The organism is Acidovorax sp. SUPP2539 (genome assembly GCF_030158975.1).
In the GTDB taxonomy this organism is placed as follows: Bacteria; Pseudomonadota; Gammaproteobacteria; order Burkholderiales; family Burkholderiaceae_C; genus Paracidovorax.
On sequence record NZ_BQXJ01000002.1, the window covers coordinates 154,639 to 170,492 of the forward strand.

Sequence of the window (15,854 nt, forward strand, 5' to 3'; positions counted from 1 at the left end):
GCCCACCCTCAGATCACCCGCCGCGGCGCAGCCCGAACCAGCCGCCATCGGCATCGAACAGCACGTCATGCTGGCGCAGCAGGTGCCGGCCGGTGTTGACGAACGCCTGCGCCGAGGGGCGGGTGACGATCACCGCCGTGGGGGCCTGGGGCGTTCCCACCTGGAAGGTGTATTGCGCCACGGGCGCGGCATCGTCGGGGAACGACACCTGCACCGACGTGCCGGCCACCAGCCCCGTGGCCGTGGCGCCCTTGCGGCTCGGGTTGGGAATGGCCGTGGTCGGCAGTGCCGACGGGTTGGCCACCGTGAGGTACATCTGCGCGATGCCGGTATCGACCAGCACCGCGCCCGTCTGCGAGGCCGCGCCGTTCACCGAAACGGCCATGCTCGCCTGGGGCCAGTCGCGCGGGTCGCTGGAGGCCGGCTGGCCCGCGGCGTTCAGGCTGCGGCCCTGGAGCTTCACGTACGAAAAGCCAGCGGTGTTGGCGCGCGTGAGGCCCACGTGCACGCCCTTGGCCGTCACGATGAAACCGCTGCGCATGCTGCCGGGCGCCACGGGCTGGCCGTCGATGGAGACGATGTTCAGCAGTGGGTTCTTGTCCGGCGTGCCTTGCGGCTGGCCGTAGTGCTCGCGCCCGAAGCCCACGCCCATGTAGGCGATGCCGCGCGGCTGGGCGGTGGTCTTCTCAGGCTTTTCGCAGGTGGGCACGTTGGCCTTTTCGCTCCAGCCGGGGCAGATGATCTCTTCCTGCACCGCCAGCACAGGCACGCGCGCCACCACTTCGCCCCCGGCGGGATCGCGAAAGACCAGTTCCCGCGGCACCCAGCGGCCGATCCACAGCCGCTTGCTGCTGGACAGGAACTCCCACCCCTTCACGCCCGACTCGGCCTCCTGCGCGGAAAAACCGGGCAGGTCGGTGGCCGAGACGACGACGCCGGTCGAGCCGGTGTCCATCGTCATGGTGAACGGCGCCGCGGCGGACGTGCCGGGCACCCGCACGCCGAAGGCCAGCGCGGGGGCGTCGGTCATCGCGGGTTCCGGGTTCCTGGCCGGGGCGAAAGCCAGGAAGCGGGCCGCGGTGTCGGCTCGCAGGTCCGGTCCCGCGGGGGCCTGCGCGTGCGTCGAGCCCAGGGGCGCACAGGCGCCCAGCAGGGCGGCCAGCAAAGGAAGGGTGCCATGCGCGGCAGTGCGCAGCCATCGGTCAGCGGTCATGCGGTTCTCCTTGGGAGTTGGGTAAGGTGAGGCCACCATCCTGGCCAGGCCACGAAGGGCCTGTCACGCCCCATTGTGGAGGGCCTTCCCGGCCGGCCGCGGGGAGGCCGGCTGAAACGTGCTGAAACGTCGTGAACGCGCGCGCGTCAGCGCGGCCACAGCGCCCAGAGCCGCAGGCTTTGCTTGAGCCGCCCCGCCAGTTCGCCCGCCTCCGGGCCCCAGCCCGCGAAGTAATCGGCCCGCACCGCGCCCACGATGGCCGAGCCCGTGTCCTGCGCCATCACCAGGCGCTGCAACTGCACCTGCGGGCCGGTGGAGGCCAGCCACACCGGCGTGCCGTAGGGAATGCTCTGGCGGTCCACCGCGATCGAGCGGCCCGGCGTGAGGGCCACGCCCTGAGCGCCCTTGGGCCCGAAGCCGGCATCCATGGCGTTGAGCGGCTCCTCGCGGAAGAACACGTAGCGCGGATTGGCCCACAGCATCTCCTGCACGCGCTGCGGGTTCTGCAGCGTCCAGGCGCGGATGCCGGGCCAGGTCGCATCGCGCACCAGGCCCTGGTCCAGCAGCCACCGGCCCACGCTCTGGTAGGGCTGGTCGTTGGTGCCGGCGAACGCCACGCGCAGCAGCGTCACCGAGCCATCAGCCTCCTGCACCCGCAGCCGGCCCGAGCCCTGGATGTGCACCACCAGCGCCTCGACCGGATCGCGCACCCACGCGATGACCCGGCCGGCCAGCGCCGCCTGCGCCTCGGGCAGCGTGTCGATCTGCTGGCGCGTGTACCAGGGCTTGCGCGCGCCGTAGCCCGCGGGCAGCCGGTACAGCGGCACGTTGAAGCCGTTGCCGGGCTGGCGCGCCGCGTCCAGATAGGGCTCGTAGTAGCCGGTGAGCATGCCGTCCACTGCGCCGTCGGCGGCCTCGATGCGGTAGGGCTGCAGCCGCGCCACCATCCAGGCGCGCTGCTCGTCGGCGCTGGCGATGGACAGGCGGCGCACCTCGCCGCACAGTGGCGCGAAGGCCGGCGCGGGACGCTCGCAGTTCTTGATCCAGGCGTTCCAGGCTTCGTGCAGGGAATCTTCGGCAAAACCGGGCAATTCCGCCCAATGCACCGGTATCCAGCGGCTTTTCGGCTGCGCCATCGGGGGCGGCAACGGCCCGGTCGGCTCGGGCGGCAGCGGGGCACCCGGCACGCCGGGCAGCGAGGCACCGGGAGGCAAAGGCGTGGAAGGCGGCAGGGGCGTGGTGGAGCAGGCCACCAGGGTTCCTACAATCAGCGCCGTTGTCACAAGGCGCAGGAGACGGAATTTCATGGGGCTGATTTTGCTTGAAGCATTGCTGGCGCTGGTCGTTCTCGTCGCCATTGTGTGGTGGACGATGTTCTCGGGGCGCAAGGGGGGGGAGCCGCCGCCCGCGCCGCCACCGCCGGCTTCGGAACCAGAAGACACGGACACCAAAAAATAGCATCCACCCGCCTCAGCGCGCGGCAGGAATGCAAAACAAGAATATTTAAAAAAGGGAGTCAGAAAATGAGTGAACCAGCGGTTCTCCGATCCACCGTGGGACCTGGCCAGAAAAACCACCCGCAAGACATGCGGCTGCTGCGCCGGCATCTGAATGCGTTCATCCGGAAGGGGTACCTGCCCCAGAAGACCGAATTGCCGGAAGAAGGCGGATGGGACCAGCCCTTCGCCACCGCCTTGCAGAGCATCGAAAACAACTTCTTCTACGGAGAAGCGGACCCGGATAACCAACTGAACAATGCAGATACCCTGTTCCAGTTCCTGGTTCAGACCCAGTTGGAAGAAAAGAAACTGGTCGCGTCGCTGTCGAACGAGGTGTACGTGCTGGCGTCCACCATGGTGCCGGGAGGGGTCGACCGGATCAAGCGCACCACCCTCAAGACCCGGGAAATGGTCAATGGCAAGCCCGTCGTCAAAAAGACCATCCAGGAAACAAAAATGACCGGAAACATCCGGAACTACCTGCCCGAGATTCTTGGCGCGATGACGAAGCGTTCGCTGAACGACACGGAAATGCTGATGATGGCGCTGGCCACCATCCGCGCCGAGAGCGCGAGCTTTCAGCCGGTCGACGAAGGAATATCCCGATACAACACCAGCCCCGTGGGCACCAAGGGCCGACACCCTTTCGATCGATACGATTTCCGGCCGGACAGCCTGGGAAACCACCAGTTGGGCGATGGTGCACTGTACAAGGGCCGTGGATTTGTCCAACTGACCGGCCGAGCCAACTACGAGCAGATGGGCAAGCAATTGGGATTGAACTTGCTGGACAACCCGGACCAGGCCAACGAAGGCCCCGCCGCCGCAGCCATCCTGGCCCAATTCATCAAGAACAAGGAAGGCGGCATTCGGGCCGCGCTGAAGACCAACAACCTGGTCCATGCCCGCAAACTGGTGAACGGCGGCACCCATGGCCTCAAGGAATTCACGGACGCGTTCGCCGCTGGCCGGAATACCTGGGGATGGCCATTCCGAAGAAGGCCAAAACGGCCGCCAAAGCGAAGCCATAAGGAATTCGCCATGCAATCGCTTCCTCCTGGAGCTTCAAGATGGCTGCCCCTGCTGGGCCTGCTGCTGTGCACCGGTTCGATGTCCCAGGTGCCCGCACCGGCACCGCCCAAAGACCGGGGCCTGTGCCTGGCGGAAGAAGACGTCATCTTCGCCTGCAGACTTCAATCCAGGCGCGTGGTTTCCGCCTGCGCCTCCCCATCGCTGGATACCAGCCAGGGCCATCTGCAATACCGCTTCGGAAAGCCAGGAAAAGTGGAAATGGCGCTCCCACGCGCCAAGGACGATCCCGCATGGCGGCAGACCGTCGTGGCCAAAAGGCTTTGGTACTCCGCAGGCGGGGGCAATTACCTGCGGTTCAATCAACCGCCTTTTTCCTATGTGGTGTACCGCGCCTTCGGCGCGCGCTGGGGGGGAAAAGCCGGGGTGATGGTGTGGAAGAACGGCGAGATGGTCGGCCAGCACTCCTGTATCGGAGCGCCTTTCTCCCAGATGGGGCCTGCGTTTCAAAGCCGGGCAAGCCTGGCCGAAGACCCTGACGAATTGGTCCTACCCTGATCCTGCGCCATCCGTGCCAAGAATAAGGGCCTCTCAATTTCGTTCGGAGCCGCCGGCCGGGCCTGAACCCAAAGGGGCCTCCCCTTCAAGCACGACTGGCTGGCAGTCCATCACCTGGAAAAGGAAGATCCCATGCGCAACAAGATTCTCATCGGCGCCACTGCCGCCGTTCTGCTCGTGAGCGGCTGTGCCAACATGGACGATACCCAGCGGCGCACCGCGACGGGCGCCGGCGTCGGCGCGGTGGCCGGCGCGGTCATCGGCTCCGCCACCGGCGGCCGGGCGGGCACCGGGGCCGTCGTCGGGGCGGGTGTGGGGGCCCTGGGCACCTACATTTGGTCGCAGCACATGGAGCGGCAAAAGCGCGAGATGCAGCAGGTCACCCAGGGCACGGGCGTGGTGGTGACGCAGACCGCCGACAACCAGCTCAAGCTCGACATTCCGAGCGACATCTCGTTCGCCACGAACCGCTCGGACATCCAGTCCAACTTCGCCCCCGTGCTGGAGCGCTTCGCCGAGGGGCTTCGCAACAACCCCAACACCGAAGTGCGCATCGTGGGCCACACGGACTCCACCGGCACCGATGCCATCAACAACCCGCTGTCGATGGACCGCGCGGCCAGCACCCGCAACTTCCTGACGACGCGGGGCGTGAACGGCGGGCGCATCCAGGTCGAGGGCCGCGGCTCGCACCAGCCGATCGCCACCAACGACACGAACGACGGCCGCGCGCGCAATCGCCGGGTGGAAATCTTCGTGGGCGAACGCCAGCCGGGCTGACCGCCGGCCGGCCCCACTGCCGCCCCGCCCGTGCAACGCGGCGGGAGTGGCTTTCACAGGGCGCTTCGGCGCCCTGTGGCGTTCATTCAGTGCGCGGCGCGCAGCAGGTTGGCCAGTTCCACGGCCGACTTGACCTGCATCTTGTCGAACACGCGCGCGCGGTGCACTTCCACCGTGCGCACGCTGATGTCCAGCTGGTCGGCGATGAGCTTGTTGGGCAACCCCTCGACCACCAGCCGCATCACGTCGCGCTCGCGCTCCGTCAACTCCGACAGCCGCACCTGCAGGTCGCTGTGCTGGCGCACCTGCTCCATGTGCTGCGCGGACTGGGCCAGGGCCTGCTCGATGCGGTCCACCAGCAGGTTGTCGGAAAACGGCTTCTCGCAGAAGTCGAAGGCCCCGCGCTTGACGGTGGCCACGGCGGTGGGCACGTCCGCGTGGCCGGTGAGGAAGATCACCGGCATCGCATCGATCAGGCGGCGCTCGGCCAGCCGGTCGAACAGCGCCAGGCCGCTCATGCCCGGCATGCGCACGTCCAGCAGCAGGCAGCAGGGCTGGCGCGCGGGGGGGCGCTCGTCGAGCATGGCTTCGAAGGCTTCGGCGCTGTCGAAGGACTCGCTGGGCAGGCGGCGCGATCGCAGCAGCCAGGCGAGCGCTTCGCGCACGCCCGAGTCGTCGTCGACGATGTAAACGGTGGCGTTGGAGACGGGTTCCATCAGGGGTGGCTGCTGTCCGCGCTGGCAGCAGGCAGGGTGAAAGTGAATACCGTACCACGCGGCTCGTTGGGCGCGTGGCCCAGGAAGCCGCCGTGCTGCTCGACCACGGTGCGGCACAGGCTCAGCCCCAGGCCCATGCCCTCGGGCCGCGTGGTGAAGAAGGGGGTGAAGAGTTTCTCGCCCACGTCCTGCGCGATGCCGCAGCCCCGGTCGATGACCATGAACTCCAGCCAGGCATTGCGCGCATTCGATGCGGCGCGGCGCACGCGCAGCTCCAGGATGCGCTGGGGCGTGGCGGGGTCGTCCATGGCCTGCATGGAGTTGCGCGCCAGGTTCAGCAGCACCTGCTCGACCATGGTGCGGTCGCACAGCACCGGGGGCAGGTCGGCATCCACCGAGATCTTCACGAAGACTTCGAGCTTGCGCGCCTGCAGGCGGATCAGCGGCATCACGGCCTCCAGCAGGTCGTGCACCGAGACCACCTCGCGCGACTGGTCGCGCCGCCGCACGAAGTCGTGCACGCTGCGGATCACGCGGCCCGCGCGCTCGGCCTGCTGCGCGATGCGCTGCAGCGCCACGTGCACGTCGTGCAGCGGCTCCTGCGGCGGCCCGCCGCCCGGCGGCAGCAGGTTGAGCGAGCCCGAGGCGTAGCTGGAGATGGCGGCCAGCGGCTGGTTCAGCTCATGGCTCAGCAGCGATGCCATCTCGCCCACGGTGGCCAGCCGCGCGGTGGCCTGCAGGCGCTCCTGCGAGGCGCGCGACATCTCCTCGACGCGGCGCTGCTCGCTCACGTCCAGGAACGCGCTCATCCAGCCCGTGTGCAGGCCCTGCGCGTTGATGAGCGGCGCCTCGAAGATGAGCACCGGAAACCGCACGCCGTCCTTGCGCATGAAGGTGGATTCGTAGCCTTCGCGCGGCGGCGGGTGCAGGCTGGACAGGCGGATCGCCTGGCGCTGGCGGTACTCGTCGGCGAACTCGGGCGGCCAGTAGGGCACCGGGGCGCTCTGGCCCAGCAGCTCCTGCGCGGTGAACCCCACCATCTCGCAGAAGGCCGGGTTCACATAGGTGATGCGCCCCTGCAAGTCGCGCGCGCGCAACCCGGTCACCAGCGAGTCCTCCATGGCCTTGCGGAACGCCAGCGCATCGCCCAGGTCGCGCTCGGCGCGCAGCCGGCGCCGGTTGTCGCGCACCAGCACCACCAGCACGGTGACCAGCGCGATCGACATGGCGGTGACCAGCGCGGTGAGCACATTGGGGAACACGCTGGGCGCGCTGTGCCAGCTGTCCATGCGCAGGACCAGCGTGGCGCCCGGCAGGTCGAACAGCTGCTGCGAGCTGAACAGGCGCGTGCCGCGCCGGCTGGCGCCCACCATGGCCAGGCGGGTGCCATCGGCTTCGGTGAACGACACCTCCTGCCCGCGCTTGAGGCTGGGCACCACCAGGTCGATCAGCACATTGTGCAGCGAGTAGGTGGCCACCACGAAGCCTTCGTTGCGGCCATCCTGCATGAGGGGCAGGCACAGCTCCATCATCTCGGACCCGCGGCCATCGCCCTGGGGCTGGAAGTAGCTGCCGGAGTACGACGGCCCCGAGACGCGGCGCGCGTTGGCGCACGCCAGCGCGATGTTGGAATGCATGCCGCTGCGCATCTCGGCGTCCCACTGCACCGGGCGGTAGGGGGTCTCGACATGGGCCCGCACTTCCAGCGTGGGGCTGCGCCATTCCAGCCGCACGAGTTCGCGGCGCACGCTCAGCAAGGCGGCCGCGCGCGACTCCCAGCTCGCCAGGTCCGGCGTGCCCACGTGCAGCGCCTGCAGGTTCTGCAGGTTGTGGGCGAAACCCTGGCGGATGTCGGCCACGGCATCGGCGGCGTCGCGATCCAGGCGGTTCTGCACCTCGCTCGCCTCGTAGCGGCCGGCCAGCCACACCTGGGTGACCAGCATGCCCGCCACCAGCAGCACGAGCAGGGCCCACAGCGACCAGCGCTTCCATGCGCTGCGCCAGCGGTGCCAGGGCCACAGGAACGGCTCGCCCTCGGTCACAGGATGCAGTGGTCCAGCGCCGGCAGCTGCTGGCGCACCTGCTGCAGCCGCACCGCATCGAGCACGCCCAGGGCCACGCCCGGGCCTTCGGCCACCTGCGCCTGCACGGCGCCCCACGGATCGACCACCATGCTGTGGCCCCAGGTGCGGCGGCCGTTCTCGTGCAGGCCGCCCTGCGCCGGCGCCAGCACATAGGCGAGGTTTTCCACCGCGCGGGCGCGCAGCAGCAACTCCCAATGGGCCTCGCCCGTGGTGTGGGTGAAGGCGCTGGGCACCAGCAGCAGATCAGCCCCGGCCCGCGCATGCTGGCGGTACAGCTCGGGAAAGCGCAGGTCGTAGCAGACGGACAGGCCCACGCGCCAAAGGGTGCCGTCGCGCGCGGTCAGCTCGAAGCGCACGGGCGTGTTGCCCGCCTCGATCACCGCGGCCTCGTCGAAGCGCTCGCGCCCGTTGTCGAAGCGAAACAGGTGGATCTTGTCGTAGCGGGCCACGCACTCGCCCTGCGGCGAGAACACCAGCGACGTGTTGCGCACGTGGTGCGCGCTCTCGCACTGCAGCGGCAGCGTGCCGCCCACCACCCACAGGCCCAGCTCCCGGGCCGCCTGGGCCAGAAAGCGCTGGATGGGGCCTTCGCCGTAGGGCTCGCGCAGCGCGAGCTTGTCGGTGTCGCGCGCGCCCATGGCGCAAAAATACTCGGGCAGCACGGCCAGCTCGGCGCCTTCGGCGGCGGCCTGCTCCAGCAGGTGGCGGGCCTGTTCGAGATTGCCGGGCACGTGCAGGCCCGACACCATTTGCAATGCGGCGGCTTTCATCATGATTTGTCTCCGGTGGGGGGCTCGGCCGTGGGCGGCCGGGCGGCGGGGTCAGCGCTGCCCAGCTTGCGCCGGGGCACGCGCTCGATGCGCGGATCGGTCCAGGTGCCGTCGATGCGGAACTCCTGCGTGGCCGCCTGGATGAGCGGCCCGCGCAGAAAGACCTGCGCGAGGAAGCTGCCCAGGCCGACCACCGGGTTGATGGCCGTGGCCACGAGGGAGGCCGTCATGGCGTTGATCTCGGGCACCACGACCACGTGCAGGTCCTGCGTTTCGCGGTCCAGGTCGGCGCTGCCCTCCATCAGCACGGCGGCGTTCACGCCCTTCATCTGCAGGTTGTTGGTGGTGGCCACGCCCTGCTCCATGCGCACGTCGCCGCGCACGAAGTCGAACGCGAAGCCTTCGCTGAACACGTCGCGGAAATCGAGCGTGAGCCGGCGCGGCAGCGACTGCAGGCTGAGCACGCCCAGCAGCTTGGCCAGCCCCGGATCGGCCTTGAGGAACTGGCCCGATTCGACGTTGACGTTCATCTGGCCCGACATGGTGCGGTAGTCCGGCGTGAGCGGCGCGCCCATCCAGGCGACCTGCCCCTCCATGCGGCCCTTGCCGCGGCGCACCACGTCGGCCATGCCGAAACGCGTGAGCAGATCGCCCGAGTCGCGGATGTCGAGCTTGAAGTTCATCACCGTGCGGCGGCGCGCATCGGCGGCGCCGTCGCTGCCCAGCAGCGCCCAGTTGCCGTTGGCCGTGAGCGTGGCCTCGGGCGTGACGATGTTGAACTTGGACAGCCGCCACTCGCGCGGAGCGCCGTCGCCGCCGCGGTTCTGCGCCTCGATTTCGATGCGGCCCAGGCGCCGCCCGCGCAGCACGAAATCGTCCACCACGATGTCCAGCGACGGCAGCGTGCCGGCGCCGGCCGCCGGTTCTTCGGCCAGCAGTTCATCCACCTCCTTGGCATCGCTCTGCGGGACGGCCAAGCGCGACAGGCGGGCGAACACCCGGCCGGAGCCCGCATCGGGCCCGCTGCCCGCGCCCTGGCGAAACTCCACGTAGCCGTTCAGCTCCTGGGCGTCCACGTTGGTGCGCCAGGTGCTGCCCTCGCGCGAGCCGCCCATGACCACGCCGTGCAGCGTGCGGCCCTGGAAGTCCACCTGCCGGGCCCGCACGGCCAGCTGCGTGGGCAGGTAGTCCTGCATGGGCGAGATGGAAGGCGCGGGAGCGGCGCCCGTCCCGTTGCCCGCCACGGCAGCGGGCGCGGCACTCGCCGGCGTGCTGGCCGCCGATGCGGCCTCGGCAGCCGGTGGCGCCACCAGCAGGGGCGAGCGCGCGGGGGCGTTGCCCATCAGCGCCGCCTGCCAGGCATCGACATCCAGCTCACCGATCTGCACATTGGCCACCACGCCGCGTTCGGGCAGGGGCGCCGCCTCGCCGGGCGCCAGGCCCAGTGCGATGGCGCCGCGCAGCACCCGGGGCTGGGCGGCGTTGGCAATGTCGCGCACATAGGTCACCGAGCCGAGCGCGCCCAGGTCCAGCGCCATGTGTTCATGCAGGGGCGCCGCACCGGTGCCATTGCCACCGCCGCTGCCGCTTCCTGCCGCGGCCGCCAGCGATTCGCGCGTGAGCTGCGTCTCGAACCGCACGGGCATCAGGGCCTCGGCGGCTTTGCCCAGCGGCGCCGGCAGGTCCAGCGCCATGCCCTGCAAGGTGGTGGTCACCTGCACCTCCGGCGTGCCCCGGCGCACACCCAGCGCCAGGGTGTAGGGCGTGCTGCCGCTCGCGCGCTGGGCCAGTTGCGCCAGGCCCGGCCATTGCGACGCCTGGCGCAGCCCCTCGGCCGTGGCCACGCCCTGGCCGCGCACCTGCACGGCGGACTCCACCGGCAACGCCCCCGCGGGCAGGGATCGCATGCCGCCCTCCAGCCGCAGGTCGCCCCCCAGCGCGCGGCCCTGCACACCCGCCAGGGTGAAGCCGGTGTCGGTGAACTGCACGGTGCCGCGCGCGCGGCCGATGGGCGGGGCCTCCGGTGCGATGCGCACGTCGTTGCCCGCCAGGGTCACGCTGCCCTGCACCTTGGACTGGTCGATGTGGCTGACGGGCAGCGACAGGGCCAGCTGCAGGTCGGCCGTGCCGTTGGCGGTGGTCTTGTCCAGCGCATTGCCGGTCAGGCGCGCCAGCGGCGAGGTGGTGACGAACGACAGCATGTCCGCCAGCGGGCCCCGCGCATCGGCGTTCACCGCGACCACCGTGTGGGCCAGGTCCGGAATGCGCGCCTCCACCTTGTTCACGCGCAGCTTCGGCGTGCCGGCGAAGCTGCCGCTGGCGCCCTTCACGGCCATGGTGGAGCGGTCGAAGACCAGGTCGCCGGTGAGTTCGGTGAGCGCGGGCCAGGGCGCCTCGTTGGCATGCTGCAGGCGCGGCGGCACATAGGCATAGGTCACGTCCTTCACGCGGGCGGCGATGTGGAAGTCGCCCTGCCCGGGCGTGTTGAAGGGAATGTCGTGCAGATCGCCCTTGACGCGGAACTGCACGTTGCTGGCCGTGCCCGTGGTGATCGCGTCGCGCACGTAGTGGCGCGTCTCCTGCGGGATGGACAGCGGCAGGTAGCGGTGCACGCGGGTGCCGTCCGCGCGGCTCAGGCTGCCGGACAGGTCCAGCACGCCGGGAAACCGCGGCCGGGCGCCGCCACGCTCGGCATCGCCGGTGTGCCAGTTCAGCCGGGCCTCGCCCTGCGCATCGGCGTTGGAAAACTGCAGGTCGCTGGCCTGCACCGCGATGCGCTCGCCCTCGATCTGCCAGCGCACGTTCGCCGACAGCTGGTCCACCGGCACCGTGCCTTCCTCGAACACGTGGGGCAGCACCAGGGCGCCATCCGCCAGGGCCAGCGTGGCCTTGCCGCCGGCCTGCGACACGTCGAACTCCACGCTCGCGCCGCGCAGGCCGGGCACGTGCGAGGCCGCGCCCTCGGCGCGCGGCTGGTCGGCCAACGCCAGCCCGGTCACCTTGCCGCGCGCCTGGTATTGCTGCAGCTGCTGCAGGGGGCCGCGCCAGGTGGCCTTGACCTCCTCCACCAGCCCGCGCGGCGTGTAGTCGGCCAGGGCGGAATGCACGGCGGCATCCAGCGGCAGCCGGCTGGCGATCTGCGCCAGCGCGGCCAGGTCGAGGCGATCGGCACGCAGCTCGCCCTGCTCGCGGCCGCTTTGCACGCCGGTGTGCCGCACCGTGAGATTGCCGCCCGGCCAGCGCAATGCGTCCTGCGTGGTGAACTGCAGGCCCTCGGTGGAGAACTCGAACCCGTCGGACAGGCGCCGCCCGCCCACCCGGCCGGCGACGGACTGCAGCGCGAGCGGCTCCAGGCCCTCGCCCAGGCGGGCGTTCACCCCGGCCAGGGCGAGATCGGCCGTGCCGCCGACGAACTGCCCGCGCTGGAAATCGACCCACGCGCGCAGCGCGCCGCGGCCCTCGGCCACCTGCACGCCGTCGATGTGGACATGGTGGCGCAGCCGGGACACGTCCACGCGCGAGAAATCGGCGAACAGCTGCCCCGTCCACTGCTGCCACGACCCGCCGTGCGTCGTCAGGAACGGCTGGCGGAACTGCCCGGTGAGCTTGAACCGGTCGCCCCACTGCGGCGGCGGCGTGGCCTCGATCCGCATGCCGTGGCGCCAGCCCCGGTTGCGCAGCAGCAGGTCCACCTGCCCCAGCGCCAGGGGCGGCTCCTGGCTTTGCTCGTCGGTCAGCCGCACGGTGCCGCCGCGCAGCACGACCTCACTCTGCGAAAACAGCCAGTCGGCGCCCGCGCTGTCGCCGCCCGCGCTCTGGCGGAACGCCAGCCCCGCGATGAAGATGCGGCCGTCCGCCATGCGGCGCACGTCGAGTTCGGGGCGTTCGATGTACAGCTGCTCGAACCCCATGCGCAGCACCGAGCGCGGCGACAGCGACCCCACCACGCGCGGCAGCTTCAGAGCCTCGCGGCCCTGGGGGTCCAGCAGGGCGACGTCGTTCAGCTCGATGGTGGGCACCAGCCCTTCGGAGCGGGCCGACAGCGCACCGATGCGCACCGGTACCCCCAGCGCCCGTGTGGCATGGGCTTCCAGCTGCGGACGGAAGTCGCCGATACGCGGCACAATCCAGCCGTGAAGCACCCCCCAGGCGGCGGCCACCAGCAGCCAGAAGGCGATGAGCAGGCCCAGGGACCACCGCGCAAGACCTGCCAGGCATCGGAGCAGGCGTGAGGGGTTCGGTGGCTGTTCAATCATTGGTGGGTAAGGATGCGAAGGGAATTATGACCCGCGCCCGCTGTGCGGGTTCAGCATCAAACGGTGTCGTTATGTACGGTTTTCAGGCCCCGGGCCCTTGCTATGCCGCTGTCTTGCACTGACGTTCCAGAGATCCCCAGCGCCGCCGGCGACGGCCCGCTGGCGAGCCATTCCCGCTTCCACCAGCGGCTGCACCGGCGCTATGCCGACGCGTTCGCCGTGCTGCCGCCCGGCGCCCCCACGCGGGCCACCATGGCCGAGGCGCTGGCCGCCCTGCGGGCCCGCGGGCACGACACCGGCACGGCCCTGCGCATCCTGCGGCAGGTGGTGATGGAGCGGCTGGTGCGCCTCGATTGCGAACAGGGCGCGCCGCTGGCCGACATCACCCGCGCCACCACCGAGCTGGCCGAACTGGCCCTGGACCAGGCCTGCGTGCAGGCCCGCGAAGCACTCGACGCCCGCCACGGCGCCCCGCGCGGCCCCGAGGGCCAGCCGGTCGAGCTGTGGATCGTCGGCATGGGCAAGCTGGGCGCGCGCGAGCTGAACGTGTCCAGCGACATCGACCTGATCTACGTGTACGAACACGACGGCGAGACCGCAGGCAACGCCGAGGGCCGCAACCGCATCTCCAACCACGAGTACTTCGGCCACGCCGTCAAGGCCATCTACGGCCTGATCGGCGACACCACCGAGCACGGCTTCGTCTTCCGGGTGGACCTGGCGCTGCGGCCCAACGGCAACTCCGGCCCGGCGGCCGTGTCGCTGGCCGCGCTGGAGGAATACCTGCAGGTGCAGGGCCGCGAATGGGAGCGTTTCGCCTGGCTCAAGAGCCGCGTGGTCGCGCCGCGCAGCAGCGTCATCGGCGAGCCGGTGCAGGCCCTGCGCGGGGTGGTGCTGCCCTTCGTGTTCCGGCGCTACCTGGACTACAGCGTGTTCGACGCGCTGCGCTCGCTGCACCGGCAGATCCGCGACCACGCCGCCAAGCGCAGCGCCGGCCACCCCGAGCGCGCCAACGACGTGAAGCTCTCGCGCGGCGGCATCCGCGAGATCGAATTCACCGTGCAGCTGCTGCAGGTGGTGCGCGGCGGGCAGTTCCCCGAGCTGCGCTGCCGCCCCACGCTGGAGGCGCTGCAGCGCATCGCGCGCGCCGGCCTCATGCCGCAGGAGACGGCCGAGGCGCTGGCCGCGGCCTACACCTTCCTGCGCCAGGTGGAGCACCGCATCCAGTACCTGGACGACCAGCAGACCCACGTGCTGCCCACGCGCGACGACGACCTGGCCTGGATCGCCCAGACCCTGGGCCTGGGCACCTGCGCCTTCCTGCACCAGCTCGATGCGCACCGCGAACTGGTGGCGCAGGAGTTCGACACGCTGCTGGGCGGCGCCGGCAAGAAGCAGTGCACCAAGGGCGGCTGCGGCGGCCCGCGCGCCGGCGCGCCGGCCGCGCCCGAACTGGAAGCGGTGCTGGAGCAACTGCCGCCCACCGTGCGCGCGCGCGTCGCCGAATGGCGCACGCACCCGCGCGTGCAGTCCCTGAGCGACGAGTCGCGCGAGCGGCTGCTGCGGCTGGTGCAGCGCACCGCGCGCTGGCTGGCCGAGGGCCAGGTCAACGAAGACGCCGTGGTGCGGCTGATCGGCTGGCTCGAATCGCTGCTGCGCCGCGACATCTACCTGGCGCTGCTGCTGGAGCGCCCCTCGGTGCACGAGCACCTGCTGCACCTGCTGGGCGCCGCGCAGTGGCCCGCCCGCTACATGCTGCAACACCCCGGCGTGATCGACGAGCTGGCGGGCGACGCGCTGCTGGCCGAACGCTTCGTGCCGCAGGACTTCGAGCACGAACTGGGGCTGCGCATCGCTTCGCTGCAATCGACCGGCGAGGACGACGACGAGACCCTGCTGAACCTGCTGCGCCGCGCCCACCATGCCGAGACCTTCCGCACGCTGGCGCGCGACGTGGAGCGCCGCATCACCGTGGAGCAGGTGGCCGACGACCTCTCGGCCCTGGCCGACAGCGTGCTGCGCGTGACCGCGCAGTGGTGCTGGAGCCGCCTGAAGAACCGCCACCGCGAGGTGCCGCAGTTCGCCATCATCGGCTACGGCAAGCTGGGCGGAAAGGAGCTGGGCTACGGCAGCGACCTGGACATCGTCTTCGTGTTCGACGACGACGACGACCGCGCGCCCGAGGTGTATTCGGCCTTCGTGCGCAAGCTCATCAACTGGCTCACGGTGAAGACCGCCGAGGGCGACCTCTTCGAGATCGACACCGCCCTGCGGCCCAACGGCAATTCGGGCCTGCTGGTGACCAGCTTCACCGCGTACGCCAACTACCAGCAACGGCGCGGCAGCAACACCGCCTGGACCTGGGAGCACCAGGCCATGACGCGGGCGCGCTTCCTGCTGGGCACCGAAGACCTGGCCCCGGCCGGCCCGCTCGCGCCCCTGCCCGAAGGCAGCGAGGCGCCCGCGGGCAGCGGCCGCAACCTGCGCGAGCGCTTCGACGCGGTGCGCGAGGCCGTCATCACCGCCCCGCGCGACCCCGCCGCGCTGCGCGAGGAGATCGTCACCATGCGCGAGCGCGTGCGCGCCGCCCACCCGGTGCCGGCCGGGCAGTTCGACGTCAAGCACAGCGTGGGCGGCATGGTGGATGTCGAATTCGCCCTGCAGTACCTGGTGCTGTCGCAGTCCGCCACCCACCCCAGCCTGCGCGAGAACCGGGGCAACATCACCCTGCTGCAGCGCGCCGAGGCCGCCGGCTTCCTGCCCGACGGCGTGGGCACGGCCGCCGCCACGGCCTACCGCACGCTGCGCCAGGTGCAGCACCGCGCCCGCCTGAACGAGCAGCCCACGCGCGTGGACCCCGCCACGCTGCAGGCCGAGCGCGACGCGGTGCTGGCGCTGTGGCGGGCGGTGTTCACCGGCTGATCCCCCACCGGCATTCGGGGTCTTTTC

General features: G+C 70.5%; 10 protein-coding genes. 4 read left to right on the top strand and 6 right to left on the bottom strand.

Annotation, left to right across the window (positions count from 1 at the left end; genetic code table 11):
• Positions 1 to 13: 13 nt before the first annotated feature.
• Together AVTE2539_RS08360 and mltA are read right to left on the bottom strand one after the other, a co-directional pair.
• Positions 14 to 1,213, bottom strand: a complete 1,200-nt coding sequence (locus AVTE2539_RS08360) for a hypothetical protein (protein ID WP_284409695.1) — start codon at positions 1,211 to 1,213, stop codon at positions 14 to 16.
• 146 nt (positions 1,214 to 1,359) lie between these two features.
• Positions 1,360 to 2,520, bottom strand: a complete 1,161-nt coding sequence (gene mltA, locus AVTE2539_RS08365; RefSeq protein ID WP_502868897.1) for a murein transglycosylase A — start codon at positions 2,518 to 2,520, stop codon at positions 1,360 to 1,362.
• On the opposite strand from mltA, the gene AVTE2539_RS08370 reads away from it, so the two are divergent.
• The 3 genes from AVTE2539_RS08370 to AVTE2539_RS08380 all read left to right on the top strand — a co-directional run bounded on the left by AVTE2539_RS08370 (position 2,519) and on the right by AVTE2539_RS08380 (position 5,079).
• The gene (locus tag AVTE2539_RS08370; protein ID WP_284400737.1) at positions 2,519 to 2,671 is read left to right on the top strand and encodes a hypothetical protein; all 153 of its coding nucleotides are present in this window, start codon (positions 2,519 to 2,521) and stop codon (positions 2,669 to 2,671) included. The genes mltA and AVTE2539_RS08370 overlap by 2 nt on opposite strands.
• A 128-nt stretch (positions 2,672 to 2,799) precedes the next feature.
• Positions 2,800 to 4,299, top strand: a complete 1,500-nt coding sequence (locus AVTE2539_RS08375) for a glycoside hydrolase family 19 protein (protein ID WP_284409696.1) — start codon at positions 2,800 to 2,802, stop codon at positions 4,297 to 4,299.
• Between the two features lie 132 nt (positions 4,300 to 4,431).
• Entirely contained in the window at positions 4,432 to 5,079 is a 648-nt protein-coding gene (locus AVTE2539_RS08380) for a YiaD family glycine zipper/OmpA-like lipoprotein (RefSeq protein ID WP_272566581.1), read from the top strand.
• Positions 5,080 to 5,165: 86 nt separating this feature from the next.
• Here AVTE2539_RS08380 and AVTE2539_RS08385 read toward each other — a convergent pair whose 3' ends face one another.
• The 4 genes from AVTE2539_RS08385 to AVTE2539_RS08400 are packed head-to-tail and all read right to left on the bottom strand — an operon-like array spanning position 5,166 to position 12,905.
• Positions 5,166 to 5,795, bottom strand: coding sequence for a response regulator transcription factor (locus AVTE2539_RS08385; protein WP_272566580.1), 630 nt, complete (start codon positions 5,793 to 5,795; stop codon positions 5,166 to 5,168).
• Positions 5,795 to 7,837, bottom strand: a complete 2,043-nt coding sequence (locus AVTE2539_RS08390; RefSeq protein ID WP_284409698.1) for a two-component system sensor histidine kinase NtrB — start codon at positions 7,835 to 7,837, stop codon at positions 5,795 to 5,797. The genes AVTE2539_RS08385 and AVTE2539_RS08390 overlap by 1 nt, the downstream gene beginning before the upstream one ends.
• Positions 7,834 to 8,649: a carbon-nitrogen hydrolase family protein gene (locus AVTE2539_RS08395; protein WP_284410649.1), complete on the bottom strand. Its 816-nt coding sequence runs from the start codon at positions 8,647 to 8,649 to the stop codon at positions 7,834 to 7,836. The genes AVTE2539_RS08390 and AVTE2539_RS08395 overlap by 4 nt, the downstream gene beginning before the upstream one ends.
• On the bottom strand, positions 8,649 to 12,905 hold the full coding sequence (locus AVTE2539_RS08400; RefSeq protein ID WP_284409700.1) for a YhdP family protein: 4,257 nt from the start codon (positions 12,903 to 12,905) through the stop codon (positions 8,649 to 8,651). The genes AVTE2539_RS08395 and AVTE2539_RS08400 overlap by 1 nt, the downstream gene beginning before the upstream one ends.
• Before the next feature lie 102 nt (positions 12,906 to 13,007).
• Here AVTE2539_RS08400 and glnE point away from each other — a divergent pair, with 102 nt between their 5' ends.
• Positions 13,008 to 15,827, top strand: coding sequence for a bifunctional [glutamate--ammonia ligase]-adenylyl-L-tyrosine phosphorylase/[glutamate--ammonia-ligase] adenylyltransferase (gene glnE, locus AVTE2539_RS08405; protein WP_284409702.1), 2,820 nt, complete (start codon positions 13,008 to 13,010; stop codon positions 15,825 to 15,827).
• Positions 15,828 to 15,854 lie beyond the last annotated feature (27 nt).